Annotated in this window: 25 protein-coding genes and 1 pseudogene; 14 read left to right on the top strand and 12 right to left on the bottom strand. The window is 66.4% G+C overall.

What is annotated here, in order from left to right; translation table 11 throughout:
• Positions 1-288: 288 nt before the first annotated feature.
• The gene (locus tag Q8Q88_RS24890) at positions 289-501 is read left to right on the top strand and encodes a YHYH domain-containing protein (RefSeq protein WP_371129906.1); all 213 of its coding nucleotides are present in this window, start codon (positions 289-291) and stop codon (positions 499-501) included.
• A gap of 89 nt (positions 502-590) precedes the next feature.
• Positions 591-851 (top strand): hypothetical protein, encoded by a 261-nt coding sequence (locus Q8Q88_RS23710; RefSeq protein ID WP_305677640.1) that lies wholly within the window; start codon positions 591-593, stop codon positions 849-851.
• A gap of 711 nt (positions 852-1562) precedes the next feature.
• On the opposite strand, the gene Q8Q88_RS23705 is transcribed toward Q8Q88_RS23710, so the two are convergent.
• Both Q8Q88_RS23705 and Q8Q88_RS23700 read right to left on the bottom strand, forming a co-directional pair.
• Entirely contained in the window at positions 1563-2012 is a 450-nt protein-coding gene (locus Q8Q88_RS23705; RefSeq protein ID WP_305677639.1) for a helix-turn-helix domain-containing protein, read from the bottom strand.
• 274 nt (positions 2013-2286) lie between these two features.
• Positions 2287-2676 carry a helix-turn-helix domain-containing protein gene (locus tag Q8Q88_RS23700; protein ID WP_305677638.1) on the bottom strand — a complete coding sequence of 130 codons (390 nt, stop codon included), beginning with the start codon at positions 2674-2676 and terminating at the stop codon, positions 2287-2289.
• A gap of 245 nt (positions 2677-2921) precedes the next feature.
• On the opposite strand from Q8Q88_RS23700, the gene Q8Q88_RS23695 reads away from it, so the two are divergent.
• Positions 2922-3374, top strand: a complete 453-nt coding sequence (locus tag Q8Q88_RS23695; protein WP_305677637.1) for a MucR family transcriptional regulator — start codon at positions 2922-2924, stop codon at positions 3372-3374.
• Between the two features lie 109 nt (positions 3375-3483).
• On the opposite strand, the gene Q8Q88_RS24885 is transcribed toward Q8Q88_RS23695, so the two are convergent.
• From Q8Q88_RS24885 to Q8Q88_RS23690, 3 genes are all read right to left on the bottom strand, one after another.
• A complete protein-coding gene (locus Q8Q88_RS24885) occupies positions 3484-3675 on the bottom strand; it encodes an excalibur calcium-binding domain-containing protein (protein ID WP_371129907.1) in 192 nt (63 codons plus the stop codon).
• A gap of 699 nt (positions 3676-4374) precedes the next feature.
• Positions 4375-4629: a zinc ribbon domain-containing protein gene (locus Q8Q88_RS24880; RefSeq protein ID WP_371129905.1), complete on the bottom strand. Its 255-nt coding sequence runs from the start codon at positions 4627-4629 to the stop codon at positions 4375-4377.
• Positions 4626-5219 (bottom strand): TetR/AcrR family transcriptional regulator, encoded by a 594-nt coding sequence (locus Q8Q88_RS23690; RefSeq protein ID WP_305677636.1) that lies wholly within the window; start codon positions 5217-5219, stop codon positions 4626-4628. Before Q8Q88_RS23690 ends, Q8Q88_RS24880 begins: the two co-directional genes overlap by 4 nt.
• Between Q8Q88_RS23690 and Q8Q88_RS23685 the strand changes: the two genes are divergently transcribed.
• From Q8Q88_RS23685 to Q8Q88_RS23670, 4 genes are all read left to right on the top strand, one after another.
• Positions 5218-5532, top strand: coding sequence for a hypothetical protein (locus Q8Q88_RS23685; protein WP_305677635.1), 315 nt, complete (start codon positions 5218-5220; stop codon positions 5530-5532). The genes Q8Q88_RS23690 and Q8Q88_RS23685 overlap by 2 nt on opposite strands.
• A 23-nt stretch (positions 5533-5555) precedes the next feature.
• On the top strand, positions 5556-5897 hold the full coding sequence (locus tag Q8Q88_RS23680) for a VOC family protein (protein WP_305677634.1): 342 nt from the start codon (positions 5556-5558) through the stop codon (positions 5895-5897).
• Positions 5898-5992: 95 nt separating this feature from the next.
• The gene (locus Q8Q88_RS23675; protein ID WP_305677643.1) at positions 5993-6994 is read left to right on the top strand and encodes a hypothetical protein; all 1002 of its coding nucleotides are present in this window, start codon (positions 5993-5995) and stop codon (positions 6992-6994) included.
• Entirely contained in the window at positions 6906-7316 is a 411-nt protein-coding gene (locus tag Q8Q88_RS23670) for a DUF6118 family protein (protein WP_305677642.1), read from the top strand. The genes Q8Q88_RS23675 and Q8Q88_RS23670 overlap by 89 nt, the downstream gene beginning before the upstream one ends.
• Positions 7317-7606: 290 nt before the next feature.
• Here Q8Q88_RS23670 and Q8Q88_RS23665 read toward each other — a convergent pair whose 3' ends face one another.
• Both Q8Q88_RS23665 and Q8Q88_RS23660 read right to left on the bottom strand, forming a co-directional pair.
• A complete protein-coding gene (locus Q8Q88_RS23665) occupies positions 7607-8086 on the bottom strand; it encodes an Lrp/AsnC family transcriptional regulator (protein ID WP_305677633.1) in 480 nt (159 codons plus the stop codon).
• A gap of 749 nt (positions 8087-8835) precedes the next feature.
• Positions 8836-9855, bottom strand: a complete 1020-nt coding sequence (locus Q8Q88_RS23660) for an alcohol dehydrogenase catalytic domain-containing protein (protein ID WP_305677632.1) — start codon at positions 9853-9855, stop codon at positions 8836-8838.
• A 182-nt stretch (positions 9856-10037) separates the two neighbouring features.
• Here Q8Q88_RS23660 and Q8Q88_RS23655 point away from each other — a divergent pair, with 182 nt between their 5' ends.
• Positions 10038-10505, top strand: coding sequence for a MarR family winged helix-turn-helix transcriptional regulator (locus Q8Q88_RS23655; protein WP_371129904.1), 468 nt, complete (start codon positions 10038-10040; stop codon positions 10503-10505).
• Here the strand turns inward: Q8Q88_RS23655 and Q8Q88_RS23650 are convergent.
• Positions 10502-10735: pseudogene (locus tag Q8Q88_RS23650) on the bottom strand (transposase); the annotation flags it as partial. The gene Q8Q88_RS23655 and the pseudogene Q8Q88_RS23650 overlap by 4 nt on opposite strands.
• A 789-nt stretch (positions 10736-11524) precedes the next feature.
• Here Q8Q88_RS23650 and Q8Q88_RS23645 point away from each other — a divergent pair.
• Complete coding sequence (locus Q8Q88_RS23645; protein ID WP_305677631.1) at positions 11525-12577, top strand: NAD(P)-dependent alcohol dehydrogenase; 1053 nt, start codon at positions 11525-11527, stop codon at positions 12575-12577.
• Between the two features lie 6 nt (positions 12578-12583).
• Here Q8Q88_RS23645 and Q8Q88_RS23640 read toward each other — a convergent pair whose 3' ends face one another.
• Entirely contained in the window at positions 12584-13486 is a 903-nt protein-coding gene (locus tag Q8Q88_RS23640; protein ID WP_305677630.1) for a DUF2889 domain-containing protein, read from the bottom strand.
• Between the two features lie 407 nt (positions 13487-13893).
• On the opposite strand from Q8Q88_RS23640, the gene Q8Q88_RS23635 reads away from it, so the two are divergent.
• The 3 genes from Q8Q88_RS23635 (at position 13894) to Q8Q88_RS23625 (ending at position 16848) form a co-directional block, all read left to right on the top strand.
• Complete coding sequence (locus tag Q8Q88_RS23635; RefSeq protein ID WP_305677629.1) at positions 13894-15171, top strand: amidohydrolase family protein; 1278 nt, start codon at positions 13894-13896, stop codon at positions 15169-15171.
• 94 nt (positions 15172-15265) lie between these two features.
• A complete protein-coding gene (locus Q8Q88_RS23630; RefSeq protein ID WP_305677628.1) occupies positions 15266-15709 on the top strand; it encodes a Zn-ribbon domain-containing OB-fold protein in 444 nt (147 codons plus the stop codon).
• Positions 15706-16848: a thiolase family protein gene (locus Q8Q88_RS23625; protein WP_305677627.1), complete on the top strand. Its 1143-nt coding sequence runs from the start codon at positions 15706-15708 to the stop codon at positions 16846-16848. Before Q8Q88_RS23630 ends, Q8Q88_RS23625 begins: the two co-directional genes overlap by 4 nt.
• Before the next feature lie 226 nt (positions 16849-17074).
• Here Q8Q88_RS23625 and Q8Q88_RS23620 read toward each other — a convergent pair whose 3' ends face one another.
• Together Q8Q88_RS23620 and Q8Q88_RS23615 are read right to left on the bottom strand one after the other, a co-directional pair.
• Positions 17075-18289 (bottom strand): amidohydrolase family protein, encoded by a 1215-nt coding sequence (locus Q8Q88_RS23620; protein WP_305677626.1) that lies wholly within the window; start codon positions 18287-18289, stop codon positions 17075-17077.
• A 205-nt stretch (positions 18290-18494) separates the two neighbouring features.
• The gene (locus Q8Q88_RS23615; protein WP_305677625.1) at positions 18495-20048 is read right to left on the bottom strand and encodes an AMP-binding protein; all 1554 of its coding nucleotides are present in this window, start codon (positions 20046-20048) and stop codon (positions 18495-18497) included.
• Between the two features lie 285 nt (positions 20049-20333).
• Between Q8Q88_RS23615 and Q8Q88_RS23610 the strand changes: the two genes are divergently transcribed.
• A complete protein-coding gene (locus Q8Q88_RS23610; protein ID WP_305677624.1) occupies positions 20334-21785 on the top strand; it encodes an MFS transporter in 1452 nt (483 codons plus the stop codon).
• Here Q8Q88_RS23610 and Q8Q88_RS23605 read toward each other — a convergent pair.
• Positions 21782-22654, bottom strand: a complete 873-nt coding sequence (locus Q8Q88_RS23605; protein ID WP_305677623.1) for an alpha/beta fold hydrolase — start codon at positions 22652-22654, stop codon at positions 21782-21784. The genes Q8Q88_RS23610 and Q8Q88_RS23605 overlap by 4 nt on opposite strands.
• Positions 22655-22819: 165 nt before the next feature.
• Here Q8Q88_RS23605 and Q8Q88_RS23600 point away from each other — a divergent pair, with 165 nt between their 5' ends.
• A complete protein-coding gene (locus tag Q8Q88_RS23600) occupies positions 22820-23110 on the top strand; it encodes a putative quinol monooxygenase (protein WP_305677622.1) in 291 nt (96 codons plus the stop codon).
• Positions 23111-23142: the final 32 nt, after the last annotated feature.

Here is a 23142-nt window from a genome sequence, read left to right as displayed (position 1 = left end):
GCCACAGCCTGACGGGCAACCGCCCCGGACACCGGTCCACGCCCACAAAGCGGCGGCCAAAGGCGCTACCCCACCGCATTCCAGGCTTCGAAGGAGGCTCTCAGCCGCTCATTAGCGGACTAAATCAACGATATCGGCGCTTGGCGGAAGGTCGGTCGCTGCCGCCATCACAGTGGTCCGAAGCTTCGCGCCGCCCAAGTTTCCAAAGGCTCATTACGCCGGGGTTGTGGTTTTGCTTGCGATGTAGCTACAGTTGAAAGTCAGCGTTTCGCTGGCGGGGGACTGCGAATGAAACTTCTATTGGTGGCCGCGATTTCGCTCTTCGCGTCAACGGCGTTTGCTCATGAGACGCCTCCTAAATCTCAGTCGGCGAGCGCGCCGAAGGCTTCTCCACTCAAACCGGTCATGAAGCCGGCGAACGGACACTCAGGTGGCACTGATGCCTACGGCTGCCACACGAATAGCCAGACCGGCGAATACCACTGCCACAAGCCGAAGTGAGCTGATCGCAAGTTCTGAAGTCGGGCGCCTTCGCAGAGTTGAAGCGCCTGGCGATCAGGTTTTGGCTGTGTTCAATCTGGGGAAGCATCATGAAATCTCTCACACTTGCTGTCGTATTTTCGCTCTGCTGCACAGGCGTCGCAGCCGCTCAAGGCAGCCATGGCGTTAAAGGCTACGTGAAGTCGAACGGCACCTATGTTGCCCCTACTCGGGCAACGAATCCGAACAACACCAACGTGGACAATTATTCGACCAAACCCAACGTGAACCCATATTCTGGCAAGGTTGGTACGAAGACGCCCGACTATAGCTCCAAGCCATACACGCCGCCCAAGCCGAGAAAGTTCTGAATCGGGGCGCCCAACGACTTCCTTACCCGACCCCGAGCGAGGGCCCGAGATCGGACGCTACCGTGCCGCTGCGAAGGTGCGCTTTCCAACAGGCAAGTTCCGATACTGGCGCAGCTCGGAAGCGGCGTCCAAACAGATCGCGATCCAGTCCGCAGATTTCTATAACTTGGCCAATGGCCCTACTGTCTGGGTAGGGGGAAGACCGAATGAAGAAGTGCATTGCAGTTATGGGCCTTTTGACGGTGTTCGCCGGCCCAAGCGCATTGGCGGACGCGGACGGATGCCGCGATGCGGTGAGTAGCTACAACTCCAGCCTCGGTGAAATCGACTCATACCTTCGCCGGTACAGTCGTTGCGTAAGTAGCAGCCAAGGTCGGGATGACTGTTCCTCAGAATTTCGGCGTTTACGCAGTGCTCAAAGCGACTTCGAGAGCGCAGTGTCGGAGTTCACAAGCGAGTGCGATTGATACTTCGGCGGGCCTGCCCAGATGATCAGGGGTGAGTTGAGCTGACGCCGAGCGTCCGTTTCCCGGCCAGATCCAAAGGTCCGTTCCTGGCGCCAAGCTGTCGTTTGTCAGGCGCACCTCCTCGCAGCCGGAGAGCCCTATCCGCAGGAATGCGCAAGGACGGTGGTTGAGAGAGCGCCGAAGGCGGCGAACCCCCATTGCGGTCGCCGGCCTTCGGACGAGCCACAATGTTGCGGGTCTCGAGCTAGTTCACCGCCCTGAGCGACCTGGGGGGCGGATGCGGCGAACTCTCGTCTGTCCCGGCGCCGGCGATGTCCTCCAGCAGGGCGGCCAGGCGCCGGCGGACTCGGTCGGGAAGGGGGATCAGACCGCGGACCAGGTCGAGGCCGCCGGGAAGGGTGAGGAGCTGGTCGAGGGCGTCGCGGCCGTCGCCGTCGGGCCTGACGCCGGGGGAGGGCAGGCCATCGTAGAAGTAGTCGATGGGGGTCTGCAGGGCCTCGGCGATCCGGTAGAGGGTCGAGGCGCTGATGCGGTTGTGGCCGAGCTCATACTTCTGGAGCTGCTGATAGGCGACGCCGATGTCGCCGGCGAGGTTTTCGAGGCTCATCCTCAGGAGCTTGCGGCGGCCGCGGACGCGGCGGCCGACATGCAGGTCGACAGGATGCGGGGTCTGGCCCCGCCCAGGCTGGGTCATGGTGAACGTCCTTTGCTTCGCGCGCTGGCCGGCTGGAACCGCAAGGGTTGGAGCCGGGCGGACGTCTACGCGAGGCGGGCGCGTAGGGCGCGGACGTCGCAGCGATGGCTGCGAGCGTCTAGGCGACTATGCACAATCGTGGCGGGCGTCGCAAGCGATGCGCGCGGCATGCGGGTGTCCGACGGGTTGATGTCGCCGGCCAGGCCGAGAGCGGGCGTGGGGCCCGTCCCTTGTCCCGCCGGTAGCCTCCCTCCGTCTTCCTGGCTGGGCCGGCCTAGGAGCCCACTTCGATCGCCATGGTGCGGGCAAGCTCAACAAGCGCGCGCCGGAGCTTGGGCGAGAGGCTCATGAACGCCTTGGCGAGTTCGGCGCCGCCGGGCTCGCTCACGAACGCCAGGTCCAGAGGCGCGGCGTTGGTGGCGTCTCCATCCGACATGAGATCGGACGGCCGGCAGCCCAGATGCTTGGCGATCCGCGACATCATCGAGGCCGAGACCCGGTTGGCGCCCCTTTCGTACTTCTGCACCTGCTGGAAGCTCACGCCGATGGCGGAGGCCAGGGCCGATTGGCTTGAGCCGATCAGTTTTCGCCGCGCGCGGATCTGCAGGCCGACCTGGAGGTCGATGGGGTCGGGCCATTTCGAGGCCTTCTTGTGTGGGGCCATGTGAATCGCCTCTGGGTGGAGGGGGCGCCGTTAAATGCAGCCCCAAGCTGGGTCGGCGCAACTCGATGCAGCTTGCCCGCCCCATGGGTCTCTTGGGTCGACTTCGCCGCGCGGCCGCCGAGGGCCAAGAATCCATCCCAGACATTCAGTCTTCGCGGAGACTTCGAAGCGGCGCTCAACCCGGTCGCCTTGCCAAGGCAGCTTGATGTTTCTATCGATGCCGAACATTCGCGCGGAGAGATCTTGTGGCTGACGACAACAATAACCTCCGCGAACTGGTGGCCGACGTCGCCGCGGCCTATTTCTCCAATACGCACGTGGTCGCTGCTGATATTCCCAACGTGATCTCGCAGATCGCCACGAGCCTCCAGGCCGTGTCTGCGGGCGGTGAACCTTCACGTGCGGCGGCCGAGGCGCCGATGGAGCCGGCGACCAAGCTCACCCCGGCCCAGATCCGCAGGTCGATCACGCCCGAGGCCCTGGTGAGTTTCGAGGACGGCCGCGGCTACAAGACGCTGCGGCGGCATCTGTCGGTAAAGGGCCTGACGCCGGAGCAGTACCGCGAGAAATGGGGCCTTCCCCGGGACTACCCGATGGTCTCGCCAAACTACAGCGCGGCGCGCTCGCAGATGGCGAAAACGATCGGTCTCGGCCGGAAGGTGACGCCCGCCCCCAAACGCGGCCGCGCCAAGGCCTGAGATCCGGCTATCGCCTGACCTCCTTTGAGACGGAGTGCGGCCGGCGGCCGCGCTCGGTCCCGACGCGCAGGTCGCCCCGGGCCTCACGCTCCGCGCCCTGGCGCACGTCTCAGCGCGGCGTGTAGGGCTCACAGGCAAGCCCGTCGCGGTCGCGGTCGAGGGCTTCGCGGTACCCCGGCTCTCCCGCTCGAAGCGAGTAGACGCCCGCCGCATGGGCTGAGCTGCATGTCGGATAGTAGGGCGCGTGAGCCACCCGCGGGGAGCTGACCTTCAAGGCGCCGACCCACTGGCTCTTCAACATGCCCGGTCCAAAGACACCGCCCAGGAACACCGCGAGGAAGGTGGCTGCCGCCACCAAAAGGGCCTGGAGGCCTGTCAGGCGCCTTCGCCACCAGGGGAGCGGGGTCCATCGGATGACGCGTGAGCCGCCAGACTCGCTCCACCCACCCGGGCGCGACCCACCCGGGCGCGATTGCCGAGCAGCGGGCTGTCGCTGACGGTCGCCGGCTTGGGCGGGACCGCCGCTTGAGCGTGCGCCCGCTGGTTTGCGCGCCATGTCCGCCCTCCATCTCGACGCCGCTGCGGCTCATTCTCCGAAGCGCATCTTTCCTCAGGTCGTCCGCACTGCCTAGGCGCCTGGGTATGCCTTGCGACCAGGGGTCCTAGGCGCACGCGGCCGGTCCTGTTGTTGTGAGAGCGCCCGGCGGTCGCGCTCGGTCCCGCCGTGTGCCACGGCTCCCTCGGGCGCGCCCGAAGCCGGCGGCCCTGGGCCGCCGCCGGCCGCTCGGCGGCGCCGCCCGCGGCGCGGATCGCGCGGCTCCTGTGCAGCCTTCATGGGGATTTTCGTGTCAAGGCCAGCCGGTCGCCTCTCTCAGGCCTGACGGTCGCTCGCTGGCCGTGCGGAGCATGGCGGGGAGACGATCAGTTCGCGCACGAGACAAGGTCGGGTCATGGCGGACAGGCCAGAAGAACGACGGCTTCGCTGGCCGTCACAAGATGGTCAAGTCCGAGAATGTCGCTCGCGCCATGCAGGCAACTGCCTGAGGATCGTCGCCGCTTGGCTTTCGGCGACCGTCCTGTCCAGCCCCTGGGTTGATACGAGCCAGCCCGCGTAGCCCGCGAGTTTCTCTGGATAGGACAGCATCGTTCCATCCTCCCTCGCGCAGTAGCGACAGTAGGGCCTCGCAGCATCGGCCAGCGCGTGGTCCTCCTGGCGATCCATTGGCATGCCGCAGGCGATGCAGTTCGCGGTCACTTCGAATCTCCGATGAGGGCCAAGTAGTTCCGCACGAGTTCGTCGGCCCGCTCGGTCAGGACCGACCGGCCTGGCGCGAAGAGGTGCCGGTTCAGCAGATAATAGTGCACGAGTGCGAGCCAGGTGTTGAAGACGAAATGGCGTTCGACCTTCAAGGACGCGGCGCCCACGTCCCGCTCGAGGGAGGCCAAGAGATGCGATGCAACGCCTGAATTGACCTCGATGAGCCGCGCCTGAACCCCGGCAGGGAGGGTCCGCTGTTCGGCGACGATGTTGGCATGGAGCCCCTCATGCTCGGCCAATACGGCGAGATGGGCGTGAAGGACATCTGTCGCGCTGTTCGTCAGCCTCAGTTCGTGGCGAACCAAGTTCACGCTCCGCACGACAGTGTCTTCCACTGCCGCGGCGATGAGCGCTTCCCGCGTCAGGAAATGCGCGAAGACCGCGCCATGGGAGACGCCCGCCTCCAGGGCGACGTCCTGGGTGCGAACCGCCGAGAAGCCGTCTCGCCCGAACAGCTCGCAGGCGGCGAACAATATCCGCTCCCGCGTCTCCCGCCGCTGCTTCTCGCGAAGAGTAAGGGCTTTCATGACGTTGACTTTTCACTCATTGAGTTTACAGTCAATGAAAATGATGAGGGCAAAGTCGATGAGACATGCCGGCGAGTCCGCCCTCCACGAGCTCTCGTGGCTATTGGAGGAACTGCGGCTGCGATCAAGGCTTCAGGAACGCAAGCCGGGGGTCTTCTACGAACGAGGGCAGGCTCGACTGCATTTTCATGAGGACCCGACCGGCTTGTTCGCGGATCTCAAGAGCGGCGCCGACTGGCTGAGGTTCGACGTCACGAGCGACGATGGCCGGATCAAACTGCTGCGCCAAATCGACGAACCGGGCCGGGTCTGAATCGGCGCTGAAGGACGGCTCGAATGCATATCCGCACAATCTACTTCAAGGTCACCGATCTCGATCCAGCGCGCGCCTTCTGGACGAACTTCCTGGGAACGGCGCCTCACAAGGACTTCGAGGGCTGGTGCGAATTCATGGTGGGCGATATTCGATTGGCGCTGCTTCCACTCGACAACGTGCCGGTCGGCTGCGGCTGCGTGCCGGTATTTGAGTTGCCGGACCGTACGACCTTGCGTGAGCGGGCCGATCAGGCCTTGGGTCTGGGGGCCAAGCCCTTCTTCGACGCACCTGACGACGCCTCGAGCGTCGTGCTGCTGGACCCGGCGGGTAATCAGTTCGAGCTGACCGACTTCCATGAATAACGATCAGCTGAGCCACATCTCTACATAGGCCTCGCAGGTGATGCTGGCCTACACCCGGCGCGATGTGGGCGCGCTCAATCGCCTCGCGCGCGCGCATGCGCGAGGGCGGCGCGCTGGGCCCGGACTGCCCGGTCGAGACGACCGCCGGCACACGTGAGTTCGCCGCCGGCGACCGAGTGACGTTCCTGCGCAATGAGCGCTCGCTCGGCGTGAAGAACGGCAGTCTTGGCCAGGTCGAGACCATCAGCGATAGGGCCCTTCGTGTCCGGTTGGACGACGGACGCCGGGTTGACGTGGAACTGAAGACCTATGGCGATCTCGACCACGGCTACGCGACGACGATCCACAAATCGCAGGGGGTCACGGTGGATCGGGGCCATGTCCTGGCGAGCGCGCACATGGACCGGCACGCGACCTATGTGGCGCTATCGCGTCATCGCCAGGATGTTGTGCTCCACTACGACCGGGAGACCTTTGCGACGTCACAGCGTCTGGCGCAGACGTTGGGCCGAGAGCGCGCCAAGGACACCACCCTCGACTATGCCGAGCCGTTCGCCAGCCGACGCGGGCTGGCAGTGGAAAGCGCGGGATCGGGCCGAGGCGGGGTGTTTGGAAGCTTCACGCCTGGCTCTAAGCCTCAGGAACCGCCGCCGCCGGAAACCAGTCTCCCGGCGCTGACGCGCGACTTCGCGCGGGCCCATGCCGAGATCGCCCGCATGCATGGTTCGGACCTGCCGGTGTTGCCGCATCAGCAGCTGGCGCTGGAGCGGGCTTCACATGCGCTCGACCGCGAGCGTCCGAGGCTTGGCAAGGCGATGTCGGGGAGCGCGAAGGCCGAGCCTGGTCTGGTGGACAAGGCACGCGACGCCGATCCCCGGCCTTTGCTCCAGGCCGCCGAGGCGGCGCGGCAGGGCGGCGGCAAGCTCGGGCCGGAATCCGGTGCTCGCCCTAACGCCGGATGTGGTCGCCTCGCAGCTTCGCGTCCATGTCGCAGCGGGGCGCCAGGAGATCCTTCGCGAGCTCTCGGGCGTCACGACGGCCTTCTCCAACGCGACCGGCGTCCTGGCGCAGTCGGCCGGGGTAGTCCGAACGCGTGAGGCTCAACGCCGTAGCGTCGCCTATGCGGCCCTGGCGGGGGCGGTGGCCGCCTTGGTGGCCTGGCTGGGACTGTCGGGTCCGGCCGCGCGCGCCTTGCCGGCGTCGTGGCAGGTTCCCGAGCGCCTCGCGGCCGCCGCCATGGGCCAGGATCGATGGGCGGCGGGCGCACGCCTTATGCGCGGAGCCGACGCGAGCGCGTGGCGCCGGCTCGGGCGGGGCGAGGAGATCGTGGTCCAGAACCGCCGCGTTCTCGACGCCTGCTTGAAACGCGCCGAGCGGCTCGGGCGGCCCGTGGCGTGCGAGGTTCGGATTGGCGGCTAACCCAGACTCAAATCCACGATCTTCAGTCTAGGAATCTGAGGGTCGGACGTTCGAATCGTTACCGGGCGCGCCGAATTCTCCAGTGATTGCAAGCTCGTGGGGAGAGCGCTGAGCCGGCCGGAGTAGCTGGCCGCGACACTGCAACCATACTGCAACCACGCAACCGCCCAGCGCGCTGGACGAGGGCTCGGACGTCGTTGCAGAAGAAATCGAGGGCCGGCCAGCTGACAACGCCGGAAGCGGGCTGGCTATCGCCTTTCCGGCAGGGTGTGGGCGCCAACCCGCCTGCCTCAGCGAAACGGCGGCGCGCTGCGCTCGATCACCAACTTCAGGGCGAAGGAGGATTGGATGCGCGCGACCCCCGGGATCCGGGTGAGGACGCCGGTCATGAACGCCTGGTAGGCGCCGAGGTCGGCCGCTACTACCCGGAGCAGATAGTCCGAACCGCCGGACATGAGATAGCAACTCATCACCTCGGGCGCGCGAGCAATCTGGGTCTCGAACACCTCGAGCGCCTCTTCCGCCTGCCGCTCCAGCGTCACCGACACAAAGGCGCTGAACGAGGCGCCAAGCCGGGCTTCGTCGAAGCGCGCGGAATACCCCGTAATGAATCCCTGATCCTCCAGCCTACGGACGCGGCGCAAGACGGGCGTGAGCGACAGGCCGACCCGCACGGCTAGGTCTCGCCAACTGATGCGACCTTGCCCGGCCAACTCGGAAAGTATCGCACGATCCACCCGGTCAAAACTTGAATGCGCTGTTTGAACCATAAATTTGAGATTCTCGACACGAATGGACTAAGTCAATGCTGATCTACGGGCCAGTTTTGCGACAAATACCCCGCCTTCCTAGCTAATATAGCCCGAAGAACGCCATTCCATATACAGCGTCGATCTATCAGCGGGAGGCCGTCCCATGAACCAGACCTCCAACGCCGGAATGGCCAGCGATGCCCGCGCCCCAATCGGCGGTCGCCAGGGCGCCTTCGCGCCCGAGAGGGTCACGGCGCTTGGCGTCGTCGCTGCAGACCGCTCTGGAGCCCGGTCCTCCGATGTCCAGCAGATCGTCGTGGGCCGCGCCGGCCTGCCGGTTTCGGCCAGGGCCCGCGCGCCAGGCGTCACTCGACGCTGGCCTGCCGAATTCGGTGCAGGTGGCGCCCAGGCGTGGCGAGGGCGGCTGATCACGTCTCTGAACTTTTTTGCTAGCGGCCTCACCAACACCGCTCTCCCGGCGAGGCTGGGACGCAGATCCGATAGCGGGGAGGCTGATTGGATCAGCGCTGCGCGGCTGGAGCCCCCTCAAAGCTACGCCATCTGGGTCCCGGCAGTCGCCGGGATGAGCGGAGGTATTGAACCCCCGCGATCCCCTCCCTGAAGGCCATGGCCAGCCCCAGCCTGCCTCTGGAGCTTGGTCAAGGATCGCGCCATAGGCACGAGCTCGATCGCGTCCCGCATCCCCACCTCGTCGGCGCAGACCAGGACCTTGCGCACGTACGGGGAGGCCGCGGAGTAGAAGAGCCTCATGCGAGGAGCCGCGGCCGGACCATCACCGGCTTGAGGTGCGGTTCGAGGAGCCCCTCGCAGGCGTCGTTCCAGTCGATCACCTGCACCAGGCGCTCGGGATGGATGTGGCCGCACCTGGCCAGGTTCAGGACGGCTGGGATGTGCGGGGCCACGCTGGGCAGGCCGATCGAGAAGGTGACGTCGCGCAGGTACATCTCCCAGAGCGGCATCAGCGTGTCGCCGAAGAACATCGTCAGGTTAGAGCAGTGGCCGCCGGGCGCCAGCGCCATCAGCGCCGCCTTGAGATCGGCCGGATCCCGCGAGGCGCCGATGACCACCCGGTACCGGCGGTCGAAGCCGGGATCCAGGCCTGCGAAGACCCTGGCGCCCAGGCCCTCGGCGACGCTGCGCCGGCGCGCATCGGCGTCGACGTAGTCCACGCCTTCCGCCCCGGCGGCCAGGGCATGGTCGGCGGCGAACAGGCCGAGGCTCTCGACGCCCGCGACCACGAGCACCCGCGCGCCCGGATGCTTGGCGAGGCCGCGGCGCACGCCGATGTAGGCGTCGGTGAGGTTGTCGCTGGCGCTCGCCACCGCGACGGGATCGAGCCCGTCCGGCACCGGCACGAGCATGCCGTCAGCGAAGGGCACGCGGACCTCCTCCGAGAACAGGCCGCCCCAGTCGCCCGCGATGGGGACGCCGTAGCCGGAGAGCCGCCCCATCGCCTCGCAATGCGCCGGGAGCCCGCCGACGCAAGCGCGGCAGATCCCGCAGGCCACGTGCCAGGGGACGACGACCACATCGCCGGGCTTCACTTTGCGCACCTTGTCGCCGATGGCGAGCACCTCGGCGGCGCACTCGTGGCCGATGTCGAACGGCGGCGCGAACGGGCTGCGCCCGGTGAGGATGCGCCGGTCGAGGTCGCAGGTGGTGGACGCGATGGGGCGGACGATCGCCTCCAGATCGCCCTGCACGGTCAGGGCCGCCCGCTCCTGCCACTCGAGCCGCCGCTCGCCCGCGAACACCAGCGCCCTCATGCGCCGCTCCCGCGATCACCATCGTGCGCCATCGCCATAACCGTCCTCCCTCGCCAGACCGGAACTATGAGGCGAAGGATCACAATAGGTCAATACTATTGACCTATGTGGATTGTGTGGCTTGCGGCGCCTGCGATGGTAAGCCTCGGAGGGGTATCACGGGGCAGGAGTCGTTTTCGCCAATGAGCGCCGAGACACGGCCCGCCGGGCTGCGCAAGATTGAGCTGAGGCCGCTGGAGCCCCTGGATGGCGCGCTGGAGCTGATGTTCTACGGCTGGCGGGGCATGACGCGCGAGGCCGACGACTACCTGGCGGGTCTGGGACTTTCGCGGGTGCATCACCGCATCCTGTTCGTGGTGGCGCGGCGGGACGGACTGACCGTCGGCGAACTGCTTGGGGCGCTCGGCCTGAGCAAGCAGGCCGTCCACCGGCCTATGCGTCAGTTGCTGGAAGGAAACTACCTACGGTCGGAGCGCGAGGCCGGTCGGCGGCGCTTCAAGGTTCTTACGCTCACCGGCTGCGGGTCCGAGGTAGAGCGCGAGGCCTCGAACCGGGAGCGGCGGGTGATGGCCGACGCTTTCGAAGAGGCCGGCCCCGCCGCTCGGGAGGCCTGGCTGGCGGTGATGGCGGCCGTTTCCCGGCGCGCCTGACTTCGCCTGCCGTAGAACGCCTGCAGCAGCATCGCCCGCAACAGCCGCTCCGGCGGGATCGATGGCCGCCCCAGCCTGGGCGGATAGAGCGCCGCGAAGTCCTCGCTCAGCGCCGCAAGCGCCGTCTCGGTGATCTCCCGGATCGGCCGTAGCGGATGATCCCGCCGAACCCGCGCCTCCAGGTCCACATACGAGAACAGCGACCCCGTCCGCTCGTCAGACCCACGCATCAAATCACCCCCAGGCGACCTCTCGCTCAGAGTGAATCATGCCGAGTCCAACCCTGCTACGGACTTCTTCAACAGCCTGTTAGGCGTCCCGTGCCGTGCGAGGTTCGGATTGACGGCTATTGAGGGATCGAACTTTTGACTACCTTCGGCTTCCAGACCAGAGCCAAGGTCGCATCTGGCGCATTGCTGGAGTACGTGTGGCCTCAGCGGGCTCGATCAGTCCTGCGCGTTGTTGCCATCACCGCTCTGAACTGATCGCAGATCCTCTTCCTCTGACCGCCTTCAAGGCCTCCCTGCGTCGGCTCTACGCTCAACCTGCCCCGTGGGAAGTCCCCGGCCGAGAAGGGCGCCGACCGTTGCGCGCGCGCCAAACCTCGAGGATGTCGGCGCGCGGTTGACGCTCCTGTTTGAGCCCAGCGAGCGGCTCACCGTGCGGCCAAAAGGCGCTTTCGAGCGCCGAGATGGCTCGCCCTCGGCGGCGCAGTCGCAGTTGTTCTTCTGTGCGCTCGGACGGCCGCAGTCCATGGGGGCGATCGCGGGTAGGCGACTGCACGGCATGGCACCGCCCTTCCGCTCTCCCCTGCGCCGCCTGACCAAGCGAACGTGTGGGTCCTGCCAGCTCCACCACAACAGCCGGGACGGGGTGAAGGCCCCGCCAGGGATTCCGCGTGCCGCGAGCCTCTAACAGAATAGATCAACCAGTCAGTTAAATAATTCTGGACGAGCCGGGTGGGCAGGTGTACGACCAACTCTGGCTGCCCACATGCCCATCAGAACAAGGTCCTGCGAATGATTGCGCCCTCAGCCCGGACCATGCCGGAACAGGCCGCCGCCACCGACGTCGTGCGGCTGGAGAAGCCCGGCGGTATCGACCGGCTGGTGCTCGGCGCCGGCGAGACTCCCAAGCCTGGCCTGGGGGAGGTCACGGTCCGCGTGCGGGCCGCCACGCTCAATTTCCACGACTATCTGGTGGTCAACGGGACCCGGCCCGCCGATGACGGGCGCGTGCCGCTCTCGGACGGCGCCGGCGAGGTGGTCGAGGTGGGCCCCGGCGTCACCGACCTCAAGCCGGGCGACGCTGTGGTCAGCCTGTTTTTCCCGGACTGGGTGGACGGGGAGGGGACACCGGAGAACCTTTGGATCGTGCCAGGCGACCGCGCCGACGGCTTCGCCGCCAAGTATGTCACCCGTCCCGCCGCCTATTTCACCCGCCAGCCCGCGGGCTACAGCCATGCCGAGTCCTGCACACTCCCGTGCGCTGGCGTCACGGCTTGGCGTGGGTTGTTCATCGAGGGCCGGGTGAAGGCCGGCGACACGGTGCTGTTGCAGGGCAGTGGCGGGGTTTCGGTGTTCGCCCTGCAGTTCGCCAAGGCGGCGGGCGCCACGGTGATCGTGACATCCTCGTCGGACGAAAAGCTGCAGACGTTGAAGGCCATGGGCGCCGACCACTTGATCAACTACCGCACCGATCCGGACTGGGAGCGCCCGGTGATGGAGATCACCAACGGCCGCGGCGTCGACCTGATCCTCGACGTGGGCGGGCCGGGCACCCTGCCGCACTCGATCCTGGCGGCCCGGATGGGCGGCCGCATCGTGGTCATCGGGGTGCTGGACGGCTACGAGGGCGTGATCCCGACGGCCCTGATCCTGCGGCGCCAGCTCAGGCTCCAGGGCCTCGTGGTCGGCAGTCGCCGCCACCAGCTGGACATGATCAAGGCTATCGAGGCCACGGGCATCCGGCCGATGGTCGACGACAAGCGGTTCTCGCTGGCGACCCTGCCGGACGCCTTCCGCTACCTGGAGCGCGGCGGACATTTCGGCAAGATCTGCGTCGAGATCTGAGGGAGCTCAGCCGCCGTCAGCTGTCGCTTCCATCAGCCGGTCACGCATGGCGACGACGTCGCGCAGCGCGCGCATCATGTCGTTGAGGTGGGTGCAGCCCGCGGAGCCCTGCAGCGTCGCAGATATCAGGCTGTGAAAACCGACCACGGGCCTTCCGACCAGACCCTGAGCGCTCTTTACGCCCGCGACGCACTCGCCGAACGGCAGCACGCCTGGCGTCACGGAGATCGCCTGAAGCACGAGGTCCTGCGGCTCGAGGGTCGCCTCGATCCGGTACTCATGGAAGATCATCCGGTCGCCCTGCGCGTCCGGCACGGCGGCGCTGTCCTGGAAGTCGGCGTTGACGTGCAGCAGGCCGCCTTCCGACCACAGGTCCATGCGGCGGGTGCGCCGTTGGTTCGGTCCAATGTCGGGTTCGAGCTGGTGCCAGGAATAGGGGTCGTCGCTGCGCAGCGGCGGTGGCGCAACCAGCTGGGTCATCCGGCCTACGCTAGACCGGCCGTTGGCCGCCAGCGCGGCGGACCCGGCGCGGAACCCGACGCAGACGTCCGTCACGTCCCGGTCGATCCGGTCGGCGAGACCGGCCGCGCGGTACTTCTCCACCCAGCCGGGGGCCCATGCCGCCCAGGCGTGCGTGGAGACGAAGCTGGCGGTGGAGACGTCGTCCAGCAGGCGATGCAGCAGGGCGGTGTCGGGCGCGTCGCCGGGGACGCGGCCGGCGATCGCCTTGCGAAGCTGGCCGCCAGGCCGCAGGCCCGCGAGCGCCGCCAGCGCGTCGCCGTGGCGGGGGCCTTCAACGTGTGCGAGGACGCGGTCGGGGCTCAGCAGGGCGCGCACCTGATCCTCGCCGAGCACGTGCGGCGAAACGACGTCGTCGCCGGTGTAGAGGTCTCGGCCCGCACCGCTCATCACGATGGGTCCTTCGAGCCCGTCCGGCCAGCGCGTCTGGATCGATGTCGTGCGGCGCAGGGAGTGCGGGCGCCGGTCGGGTGGCGGTCCTTGCGTCCTTGCCGGTGCTTCTGACATCCCGAGTCTCCCGCGCGTGGCCGCCATTCTCACGCTAGGACCGTCCTAAGTCAACTAGATAGTTAATTAAAGAGAAGGTGAGGGCCATCAGAAGGCATGCATCGCCGTCCTCCGCCACGATCGCTGACGCTCCCGGCTTGGACGCAATCCCTGGAGCTTACCGCCCTTCGAAGAACCTGAATTTCGCCTTGACTCGTGGCCGTCCCAGACAGATAACTTGACCAACCAGTTGGATAATGAGATCCGTGCGGTGCTCAGTTGGGACCGACGGTGACGAAGGGACCGGACCGATGGACTTCGCCGAGCTGAAATTGGGCCCGATGAACGAGTGGCGCCAGGAGACCCCCGGCACCGAGGGCTGGGCGCGCACCGCGCGGGCGTCGGACCCGAACAAGTACTTCGTGGTCAGCTGCGACAACCACGTCAACGAGCCGTTCAACTTCTTCGAAGGGCGCATCGACGACCGCTACAAGGATCGTCTGCCCCGACTGACGAAGGACGAAGAGGGCAACGAGTGGCTGCATGTCGAGGGCCGTTCTCCCTCGCTTGTGAAGCCGGCGAAGTCGAAGACCGACCACCTGCAGCCGCGCGAGAAGTACGAGTCGTGGGAAGTGCTGGTCCCTTACACCTCACGTATGGAACAGCTCGAGGAGATGAAGACGGCCTCGGGCCGCACGGTCGAACAGCGCCTGGAACACGCGAAGATGGACGGCGTCGACGCCGAGATCGTCTTCCCGCAAAAGGGCGGCATGGGCTTCTCGACCCGCGACTCCGAGTTTTCGCTGGCGATGACGCGCGCCTGGAACCGCTGGGTGCTGGACTACTTCGGCGCCCAGTTTGGAAAGATCAATCCGGTGGCGCTGATCACCAGCGCGCTGGTCGACGAGGCCGTCAAGGAAGTCCAGTGGGCCGCCAAGAACGGCTTCAAGGCCGTCCAGCTGCCGAACAAGCCGATCTACGGCCCGACCATCAAGGGCGAGCTGGCCTACAACAGCCCGGCGTTCGAGCCGCTTTGGGCGGCCATCGCCGACGCCAACCTGACCGCCACCTTCCACGTCTCGAGCGGCGAGGATCCCCGCACGGCCGACGGCTACGGCGGGGCGATCATCAACTACGTCACGCACTCCATGCTGACGCCCTGGGATCCGCTGGTGAAGGTGGTCACCTCGGGCGTCATTGCGCGACACCCGAAGCTTCGCTTCGTCACCGTGGAAAGCGGCGTCGGCATCATCGTGTGGATGCTCGAGCAGATGGACCACGCTTACAAGGCGCACCACATGTGGGTCCGCCCGGTGATCCCGGAGTTGCCCTCGACCTACTATCGTAGCAACTGCGCCGCGACGCTCATGGACGAACCGGCCGGGCTGAAGAACGCCATCGACTTCGGCCTGGAGGACAACATCCTCTGGTCGACCGACTATCCGCACCATGAAGGGTCGTTCCCGTTCTCGGCGCAGGCGATCGAGCGGACGATGGGCTTCATGACAGACAAGCAGCGTGCGAAGGTCCTCGGCCTCAACGGGGCGCGGATGTTCAATCTCGACGTTTCATCGCTGCAGCAGAAGTAGCATTAGGACGCCGCCTTCGGGCGGCGTTCGCCGTCTTCCGGCTGGGCGAATCCGCCGCCGGGCGAACCGTGACCGACCAGGTAGGGAACCAAGAATGACAACCGAGACCGGGTCGGCGGATCTGAAGCCGATGACGCCGTTCATCAAGCACCACGCCGATGGACGGCCCTATCTGAGCGGCTCCAAATGCGGGGCGTGCGGCGAAGTCTATGTCGGTGAGCGGTCGACCTGCGCCAGGTGCGCGGCGCGCGGCGTCATGGAAACCGTCGAGCTCTCCACCAAGGGCAAGCTCTACAACTTCACGGTCGTCCACCGCAGCTTCCCCGGCGTGGTCACGCCCTTCGTCTCGGCGATCGTCGAGCTGGAGGGCGGCGGTTCGCTGAAGGGCAACCTCATCGATGTGGAGCCCGACCCCAAGACCCTCAAGTTCGACATGCCCGTGGACGTGGTCTTCGCCGACGCGGGCAAGGCCGATCGCCAGGGCGGACGCTACCTCACCTATTTCTTCAAACCCCAGAACGCCCAGGTGCGCGCATGACTGAGGTCTTCGTTGTCGGCACGGACATGATCCGTTTCGGCCGTTTCCCGCACCGGACGGTGGCCAACCTGGGCGGCGAAGCCGCGCTTTTGGCGCTCGACGACGCCGGCCTGACCATCAAGGACATGCAGGCGCTCTACTGCGGCAACAACATCCTGGCTAACCGCATGGTCGGCCAGCAGGTGCTGCGCGAGATCGGCCAGACCGGTATCCCGGTGGTGAACTGCGCCAACGCTTGCGCCACGGGCGCCACGGCCTTCCGCGAAGGCTGGATGGCGATCAAGTCCGGCGTCTACGACTTGGTGCTCTGCGTCGGCGTCGAGCAGATGGGCAAGGGCCTGCTGGGCAGCGGCGAAGTGGAGACCGGCATATCGCCCGAGGGTATCCTCGGCTCGATGACCACGCCCTCCGTGTTCGCCCACGTCGGCATGGAGCACTCGCGCCGCTATGGCACCACCTTCGAGCAGTTCGCCAAGGTGTCGGTGAAGAACCACCACCACTCAAGTTTCAATCCGAAGGCCATGTACCAGGTGGAGACGCCGCTCGAAGAGGTGATGAACGCCGAGATGATCTCTTACCCAAACACCAAGCTGATGTGCTCGGTGAACGTCGACGGGTCGGCCGCCGCGGTGTTGGCGTCGGAGAAGATGGCGAAGAAGCTGGGCCTGATGTCGCGTGCCGTGCGGGTGCGGGCCTCGGCGCTCACCAGCGACCCCTTCACCGACCGCAACCTGACCACCCCGGACTTCAACGCCGTCACCCGCCTTGCCGCCGGCGTCGCCTACGAGATGGCGGGCCTGGGCCCGGATGACATTGATCTCGTCGAGCTGCACGACTGCTTCGCCACGGCCGAGATCGTCCACTACGAGAACCTCGGCCTCTGCGCCGACGGGGAGGGCGGCCGGATGATCGATTCCGGCGAGACGGCGCTCGGCGGCCGCATCCCAGTCAATGTGTCCGGCGGCCTGCTCTCGAAAGGCCACCCGCTCGGCGCCACGGGCATCGCCAACATCTACGAGCTGACCACCCACTTGCGCGGCGAAGCCGGCCAGCGGCAGGTGGAAGGCGCGCGGATCGGCATGTCCCACGTGGTCGGCCTGGGCACAGCCTGCGCGGTGCATGTGCTCGAGAAGGCCTAGCGGCCGCCAGCTCGGTCCAGCAGCTTCCCCAGCGAACCGACGCTCGCGGCCCCGGCCGCGGGCGTCTTGCTGTTTGCGCCGCGCGATCGCGGGCGGGGCCAGATACAAAAAGGATCCGCGAAGAGCCTGAGCTCGTTCGCGGATCAGTAGCTGGGAAAGGGAGGAGAATACCCAGCGATACGGAAAGGAGACCCGGAGGCGCGGCGCCTCCGGGGCCAGGTTCAGGTCAGTCCGGGAGCACCCACTTGGCGTTCTCGACGAAGAACTTGCGGATCACGGTGTCGGAGTGGCCGTGCGAACGCAGGCTGTCGAGCAGCCGGCGCATCGGCTCGGTGCCGCCCTCGAGGTGGGGGAAGTCGCTGGCGTAGCAATAGACGTCCTCCAGGCCGTAGTCGGTGATGTACTTGCCGACGTCCTCGAACTCGAACGGCGAGACCCGCACGTTGCGCTTGATGTACTCGCTCGGCGGCTGCTTCGTCGCGTGGACGTTCTGCCGGTGGAAGGCGCCGGAGTGCATCACCCACATGTCCATTCGCCGCGCCAGCGGACCGATCCAGTCAGCGCTGACCTCGGCCATGAGGACCCGCAGGTTCGGGTGGCGTTCGAACACGCCGCCCAGCACCATGGTGGAGATGTAGTTCTCCGGCCCGCGCGACAGGTTCACCAGCGTCCAAGGGTCCAGCGAGAACTCGTCGCCCATCTTGAAGCCATTGAACGCGGCAGCCTCGTGCCACCCCTCGGTAGCCAGGAAGCCGCTATCACCGCCCACATGGGTGCAGATGGTGATGTTTGCGTCCGACAGCATCTCGTACCAGGGGTCCAGCGCCTCATGCGCCGGCGACACGCCGCCGGGCAGGTTGGAGGTGCGGATCCAGATCGAGCGGACCCCCTTCTTGATGAGCTTGCGGGTCTCTTCGATGAGGTCTTCGGGCGTGCCGTCCGCCGCGACGATGGCCACGGCGACCACGCCCTTGTGGGAGATGGTCTGGTGGGCCGCCCAGTCATTGTAGGCGTCGACAAGATCGAGCGCATAGCGGCGGCGATCGCCCGTGATCGTCGGCAGGCAGACGGCCGGGTTGTCGGCGGCGGCCAGCAGGCGGATCGTCTTGATGCCGAAGGCGCCCGGGAACAGCATCTGGCGTTTCACGCCCAGGAACTTCAGCACCTCGGGCCGGCGGGAGATGTCGAAGGTGCCGGGCGCGTTCATGCGCTTCAGCTTCCAGACGTTCTCCGCATTGATCTCGGCGTCGTCGACGTCCTTGCTCTCATTGGCCACATAGGTGGAATTGCGCACGGCGTCCTGCATCCGCTGGGCCGCCGGACCGAACTGGTTCACCCAGTGGTTCGAAGGAACGTGCTCGTGGGAATCCACGTCCAAAATCTCGCCGGCGAACGGCAGCAGGGCGGCGGGAATCGCATCGGCGGTCGTCGCAGTCGCCATATCCAGTTTCCTCCAGGATGGTGCCCGGCGCGGGCCTCGTGTCAGCCTCGCCGTGGCGAGACTTTCACATTAGACACAATGTGCGCTTGACGAGCTTTCCAGTCAACTCGTTAGTTAAATATTGAAGGCGACTTGTCGCATACGAAAAGCGGCGCCCGCCCCTAGGAGCGCGCGCCGCCATCAGACCTTCGCGCCGATCAGCCGATTAGCCGACCTGGCGCTCCTGCTGCTCCCAGAACGGCTTGCGCAGGGCGTTCTTGTCGACCTTCTTGTAGCCGGTCAGCGGCAGCTCATCGACGAAGTACACGGTCTTCGGCGTCACCACGGCGCCGCGTTTCTTGCGGACCAGGACCATCAGTTCCTCAGCCGTGGCGGTCTGCCCGTCCTTCAGCACGACGAAGGCCGTCACCGCCTCGCCCCACTTCGGATGGGGCACACCGATGACGGCCGAGAGGGACACGGCCGGGTGCTCGTCGAGGCAGTCCTCGATCTCCTTCGGATAGACGTTGAAGCCGCCGGAGATGATCATGTCCTTGGCCCGGCCGACGATATAGAGGTAGCCCTCCTCGTCGCGCTTCGCGAGGTCGCCCGTGTGCAGCCAGCCGCCGGCGAAGACCTTCGCCTGCTCCTCCGGGCGCTTCCAGTAGCCGTCGGTGACGCCGGGCCCGCGGGCGCAGATTTCGCCGACTTCGCCGACCTCGACCTCCTGCATTTCGGCGTTCATCACCTTGATCTCCTTGCCCTCGATCGGCAGGCCGCAGGACTGCAGCCGGTGCGGCTTGGAGAGGTCGTGGTCGGCCGTGGAGAGGTAGGAGATCGTCCCGCACTCGGATTGGCCAAGGAACTGGGTGAAGATCGGCCCGAAATAGCGGATGGCCTCCTCAAGGCGCTGCGGCGAGATCGGCGAGCCGCCGATGGTGACCAGCTTCAGCGACGAGAGGTCGAACTCGTGTAGCCGCGGGTGATCGAGGATGGCGTAGAGCATGGTGGGCACCAGCAGCGCCACCGAGATGCGCTCCTGCTGGACGATCTCTAGGAAGGCGAGGGTGTCGAAGCGCGGGATGATGATCACCGCGCCCCCCTTCATCATCACCGGCCCGGAGTTGAAGGCGCCCATGTGCGAGATCGGCGAGGCCATCAGCAGGCGCGGCTGCGGCGGCCACTCGCGCACCGCGGCGATGGCCAGCATGTTGGTCACCGCCATGCGGTGGGTCATCAGGACGCCCTTGGGCCGGCCGGTGGTGCCGCCGGTGTAGTAGATCCAGGGGAGCTCGCTCGAGACCGCCTCGACCTTCAATGGCTGCGGATCGAACTGCGCCAGGCGCGCCAGGATGTCGATGCAGCCCTCAAAGGGTTCAAAGCTGAACACCTTGAGGGTCGGTGAGCCCAGGCGCGCCTGGGCCGGGTAGTGGTCGGCGTCGACCACCAGGACGCAACTCTCGGCGTCCTGCAGGATGAAGAGGTGCTCGTCGATCTCCACCAGCGGGTGCAGCGCGGTGTAGCGCAGGCCCATGAACTGAGCGGCGAAGGTGACGAACATGCCCTCGATGCGGTTGCGGGTGAGCAGCGACAGGCCGTCGCCGCGCTTCAGGCCGTTGGCCTTGAATAGCTGGACGTAGCGGCTGACCTCGCGGCCGAGCTCGCGATAGGTGTAGCGCTGGTCGCCATCGACCATGCATTCACGGTCCGCGTAGCGTCGCATCGCCGTGTCGAACAGGGTCGCCGTTGGGCCAACATTGTGGAGGCTGTCATCCGACATTGGCTGCATCTCTATGGGGCGGGAGCGGGCGCTGCCGACATTTTATTCGGTCAACCAGTCAATAAGCGCGGCGTGATGATGGTTTGTCAAGCGGACCAAGCTAACATTTGAGACAGTCATATCGACCGAGATGGTGACCGGCGCGACAAGTTACCGTGAAGTCGTCTGGCGCCGGACGCCCCGCTGGGGATTGACACTCGTCACGCCGGGCCGCACTAATCAACTAATTGGTCGAGTGTCCGCGCCCTAGCGCGGCAGATGCGCCCCCGAACCGGGAGAGAAGACATGAGCCGACGCGGCCTCATGGTGGTCGTCGCACTGCTGATGGCCGACGTCCTCAGCACCTTCGAGCTGACCATGGTCCTCACCGCCATGCCGACCATCACGCGCAGCTTCGGCTCGACCGACGTGGTGTGGCTGGTGACCGGTGCATCGCTGATGGCGACGATGGTCTGCGCCCTGGCCGGACGGTTGGGCGACCTCTACGGCCGCAGCCGGGTGCTGCTGATCGTCATGGCGCTGGCGATGCTCGGCTCGACAATCGCGGCCTTCGCCACGAACCTGCCCATGCTGATCGCCGGGACCTCGATCCAGGGCGCCGGGAGCGCCATCCTTCCGCTTGCGCTGGCGCTCATCCGCGAACGGTTCCCCTCCGAGCGGGTGCCCTTCTTCATCGGCGTTATGCTGGCGGGTTCGATGCTCGGCGGGCTGGCGGGCCTGCTCGGCGGCGGACTCCTGGTCGACAACTTCGGCTGGCAGAGCATCTACGGCGTCAGCGCCGCCTACGCCGCGGTAGCGATCGCCGCGGTCTGGACGATGGTTGGCCTGGGCGGCGCCCGGGCCACGGACCAACGGCGCGTGGCCATGTTCCGCGGTGCGATGTTCGCGCCCGCCATCGCCATGCTGCTGTTCGCCATCACGAAGCTGCGCGACTGGGGAATCCAGGACCTGCGGCTGCTCGGGCTGGTCGCCGCGTCGCTGGTCATCGGCGGGTTCTGGATCCGGCACCAGCTGCGCGAGGAACATCCGCTCATCAATCTACGGCTCCTGGTCAGCCCCCAGATGGGAATCCCCTATCTGTGCATCGCCCTGATGGCGCTGGGCACGCTGCAGCACACCATGATCTTGCAAATGTTCCTGCAGCAGCCGCTGGTGACCGGCGCCGGACTGGGTCTCACCGCCACGCTTGCGAGCTACGCACTGATGCCGGTGCGCGTCGTGTGCGTGATCACCAGCCCGGTGGGCGGGCGGCTCGTCCAGGCGTTCGGCCCCCGCTCCATGCTGATCTACGCCGCGGCCGCCGCGGCAGTCGGCTGGGCTGTCATCGCCGCCTTCCCGACGCTCCTGCCGGCGGTCCTTGCCGGCGCCGTCATCGAAGGTGTGGCCGGAGGCATGCTCTACACTGCAGCGTCTTCCGCTATCGTGCAGGGGGCTCCGTCGGACCGGATCGGCGAGGCGGCGGGCCTAGGCGCGGTTGTCCGGGCGGCGGCGCTCGCTGTGGGCTCGCAGGTGCTGGCGCAGATCCTGGCGACCTGGCCTGTGGAGGCTCCGACTGGCGGCGCGATGCCCTCGGGCCAAGCCTATGCAACATCCTTCATCTACATCGCCGCGACCTTGTTGGTGATGATGGGCATCGCCTACCTGCTGCCCCGCCGCCATGGGAAGGCCAGAACCGCAGAACGTGCCGAAGCCGCCGAGATGCTCGAACAGCCGGACGGTGCAGTGCTGAAGCTCTAAGCCGATCTTGCCACGGGCGCCACCTGGTCGAGGAACTCCACGATCGCCGTGTTGAACTGGCTGTTGCTGTCGCCCGCAATCATGTGGCCTGCGCCCTGGACGGTCTCCACCTTGGCCTTCGGGAAGGCGCGGAGGAAGTGCTGGTACGCCTTGTCGTCAACAACGTCACTTTGCGCGCCCCGGATCAGCAGGATGGGCGTGACGAGCCCGCGGAGATCCCGTTCTAGCCTGCGACGATCGCGTTCGTGCTCGGCCTGCGGGTGATCAAGGAGGCGGGGATCCCAGTGCCACCTCAGGCGGCCGTCGCCTCCCAGCCTGAGGTTGGAGAGGAGCCCCGACAGGTCCTTGGGACGAGGGCGGTGGGGAAGATAGGCAGCGACCGCGTCCGCCGCCGCCTCGACGTGCGCGAACCCGTCCGGCGCGCTCGTCATGAACTCCCGGATGCGCCGCGTGCCCTTTGGATTAAGCGTCGGTGTCACGTCGACCAGGGCCAAGCCGCTGGCCACGCCGCACCCTTTGTCGGCGATCACCCGCATGGCGCTCAGGCCGCCCATGGACGCGCCCACCAGGACGGGGCGGAGAGGGAGCTGTTCCAGCAGGGCCAGGAGGTCGTCGGCGTTGGCGCGGATCGTGTATTCGCCGCTCGCGGGACGGTCGCTCTCCCCGTGGCCGCGGGCGTCGGGCGCGATCACCCTCCGGCCGGAGGCGGCGATCAGGCGCAGGGTGCTGGCCCACGACTGCCGGGTTTGCCCTCCGCCATGCAGGAGTACGACGCAGGGCCCGTCTTCGGGTCCGGTGACATCGGCGACCAGCGTCAATCCGTCCGCGCCGCGGAACGCCTCTTGTGCAACCCGGCGTGGAGCGTCCATGCTACCCTCAACTTTCTGGTTGATAACCTTGCTCCGCGGCCCGGTCAGCGTCAAGGCGCGCTGCACGTTCGGGCTTGGCCGGCCTCTGCAAATAAACTATCCAATCAGTCAGTCAATTTTGGATTGGCAGCTCTGGGGCTGTGTGGCGGACTGGAGGACATAAAAATGGCGATTGGATTGATTGCCCACATCAACGTGGTTGATGGCAAAGGTCGTGAATTCGAAGACGCGTTCACCAAGCAGGCCGCGTGCGTTCGAGAAAACGAGCCCGGAAATCAACTCTATAGGCTGTTCCGGTCTCGAGAAAATCCGAATGCATACGTGGTCATGGAAATTTATGAAAGCAACGAGGCGCTGGATGCCCATGCCAATAGTGAGCACTTCAAAGCGAGCCGACCGGTGATGTTGCCGCTTCGGGACGGCAAGCCGCGGGTCACAATCCTCGACGCCATCTGAATCGCGGTGGCCTGGCCGGCGCGCTTGACAAA

The sequence above is a fragment of the Phenylobacterium sp. genome (assembly GCF_030697925.1).
Classification (GTDB): domain Bacteria; phylum Pseudomonadota; class Alphaproteobacteria; order Caulobacterales; family Caulobacteraceae; genus Phenylobacterium.
This window is presented reverse-complemented; position numbering and strand designations above follow the sequence as displayed.

What these genes read in the sequence shown, in the direction of transcription:
- Q8Q88_RS23710 (WP_305677640.1), top strand. Translation starts at nt 591, where the DNA reads ATGAAATCTCTCACACTTGCTGTCGTATTTTCGCTCTGCTGCACAGGC.
- Q8Q88_RS23675 (WP_305677643.1), top strand. Translation starts at nt 5,993, where the DNA reads ATGCGCGAGGGCGGCGCGCTGGGCCCGGACTGCCCGGTCGAGACGACC.
- Q8Q88_RS23620 (WP_305677626.1), bottom strand. Translation starts at nt 18,289, where the DNA reads ATGGCGACTGCGACGACCGCCGATGCGATTCCCGCCGCCCTGCTGCCG.
- Q8Q88_RS23605 (WP_305677623.1), bottom strand. Translation starts at nt 22,654, where the DNA reads ATGGACGCTCCACGCCGGGTTGCACAAGAGGCGTTCCGCGGCGCGGAC.
- Q8Q88_RS24885 (WP_371129907.1), bottom strand. Translation starts at nt 3,675, where the DNA reads ATGTTGAAGAGCCAGTGGGTCGGCGCCTTGAAGGTCAGCTCCCCGCGG.
- Q8Q88_RS24890 (WP_371129906.1), top strand. Translation starts at nt 289, where the DNA reads ATGAAACTTCTATTGGTGGCCGCGATTTCGCTCTTCGCGTCAACGGCG.
- Q8Q88_RS23640 (WP_305677630.1), bottom strand. Translation starts at nt 13,486, where the DNA reads ATGAGCGGTGCGGGCCGAGACCTCTACACCGGCGACGACGTCGTTTCG.
- Q8Q88_RS23615 (WP_305677625.1), bottom strand. Translation starts at nt 20,048, where the DNA reads ATGTCGGATGACAGCCTCCACAATGTTGGCCCAACGGCGACCCTGTTC.
- Q8Q88_RS23655 (WP_371129904.1), top strand. Translation starts at nt 10,038, where the DNA reads ATGAGCGCCGAGACACGGCCCGCCGGGCTGCGCAAGATTGAGCTGAGG.
- Q8Q88_RS23680 (WP_305677634.1), top strand. Translation starts at nt 5,556, where the DNA reads ATGCATATCCGCACAATCTACTTCAAGGTCACCGATCTCGATCCAGCG.
- Q8Q88_RS23610 (WP_305677624.1), top strand. Translation starts at nt 20,334, where the DNA reads ATGAGCCGACGCGGCCTCATGGTGGTCGTCGCACTGCTGATGGCCGAC.
- Q8Q88_RS23700 (WP_305677638.1), bottom strand. Translation starts at nt 2,676, where the DNA reads ATGGCCCCACACAAGAAGGCCTCGAAATGGCCCGACCCCATCGACCTC.
- Q8Q88_RS23660 (WP_305677632.1), bottom strand. Translation starts at nt 9,855, where the DNA reads ATGAGGGCGCTGGTGTTCGCGGGCGAGCGGCGGCTCGAGTGGCAGGAG.
- Q8Q88_RS23625 (WP_305677627.1), top strand. Translation starts at nt 15,706, where the DNA reads ATGACTGAGGTCTTCGTTGTCGGCACGGACATGATCCGTTTCGGCCGT.
- Q8Q88_RS23665 (WP_305677633.1), bottom strand. Translation starts at nt 8,086, where the DNA reads ATGGTTCAAACAGCGCATTCAAGTTTTGACCGGGTGGATCGTGCGATA.
- Q8Q88_RS23645 (WP_305677631.1), top strand. Translation starts at nt 11,525, where the DNA reads ATGATTGCGCCCTCAGCCCGGACCATGCCGGAACAGGCCGCCGCCACC.
- Q8Q88_RS23630 (WP_305677628.1), top strand. Translation starts at nt 15,266, where the DNA reads ATGACAACCGAGACCGGGTCGGCGGATCTGAAGCCGATGACGCCGTTC.
- Q8Q88_RS23600 (WP_305677622.1), top strand. Translation starts at nt 22,820, where the DNA reads ATGGCGATTGGATTGATTGCCCACATCAACGTGGTTGATGGCAAAGGT.
- Q8Q88_RS23690 (WP_305677636.1), bottom strand. Translation starts at nt 5,219, where the DNA reads ATGAAAGCCCTTACTCTTCGCGAGAAGCAGCGGCGGGAGACGCGGGAG.
- Q8Q88_RS23635 (WP_305677629.1), top strand. Translation starts at nt 13,894, where the DNA reads ATGGACTTCGCCGAGCTGAAATTGGGCCCGATGAACGAGTGGCGCCAG.
- Q8Q88_RS23705 (WP_305677639.1), bottom strand. Translation starts at nt 2,012, where the DNA reads ATGACCCAGCCTGGGCGGGGCCAGACCCCGCATCCTGTCGACCTGCAT.
- Q8Q88_RS23685 (WP_305677635.1), top strand. Translation starts at nt 5,218, where the DNA reads ATGACGTTGACTTTTCACTCATTGAGTTTACAGTCAATGAAAATGATG.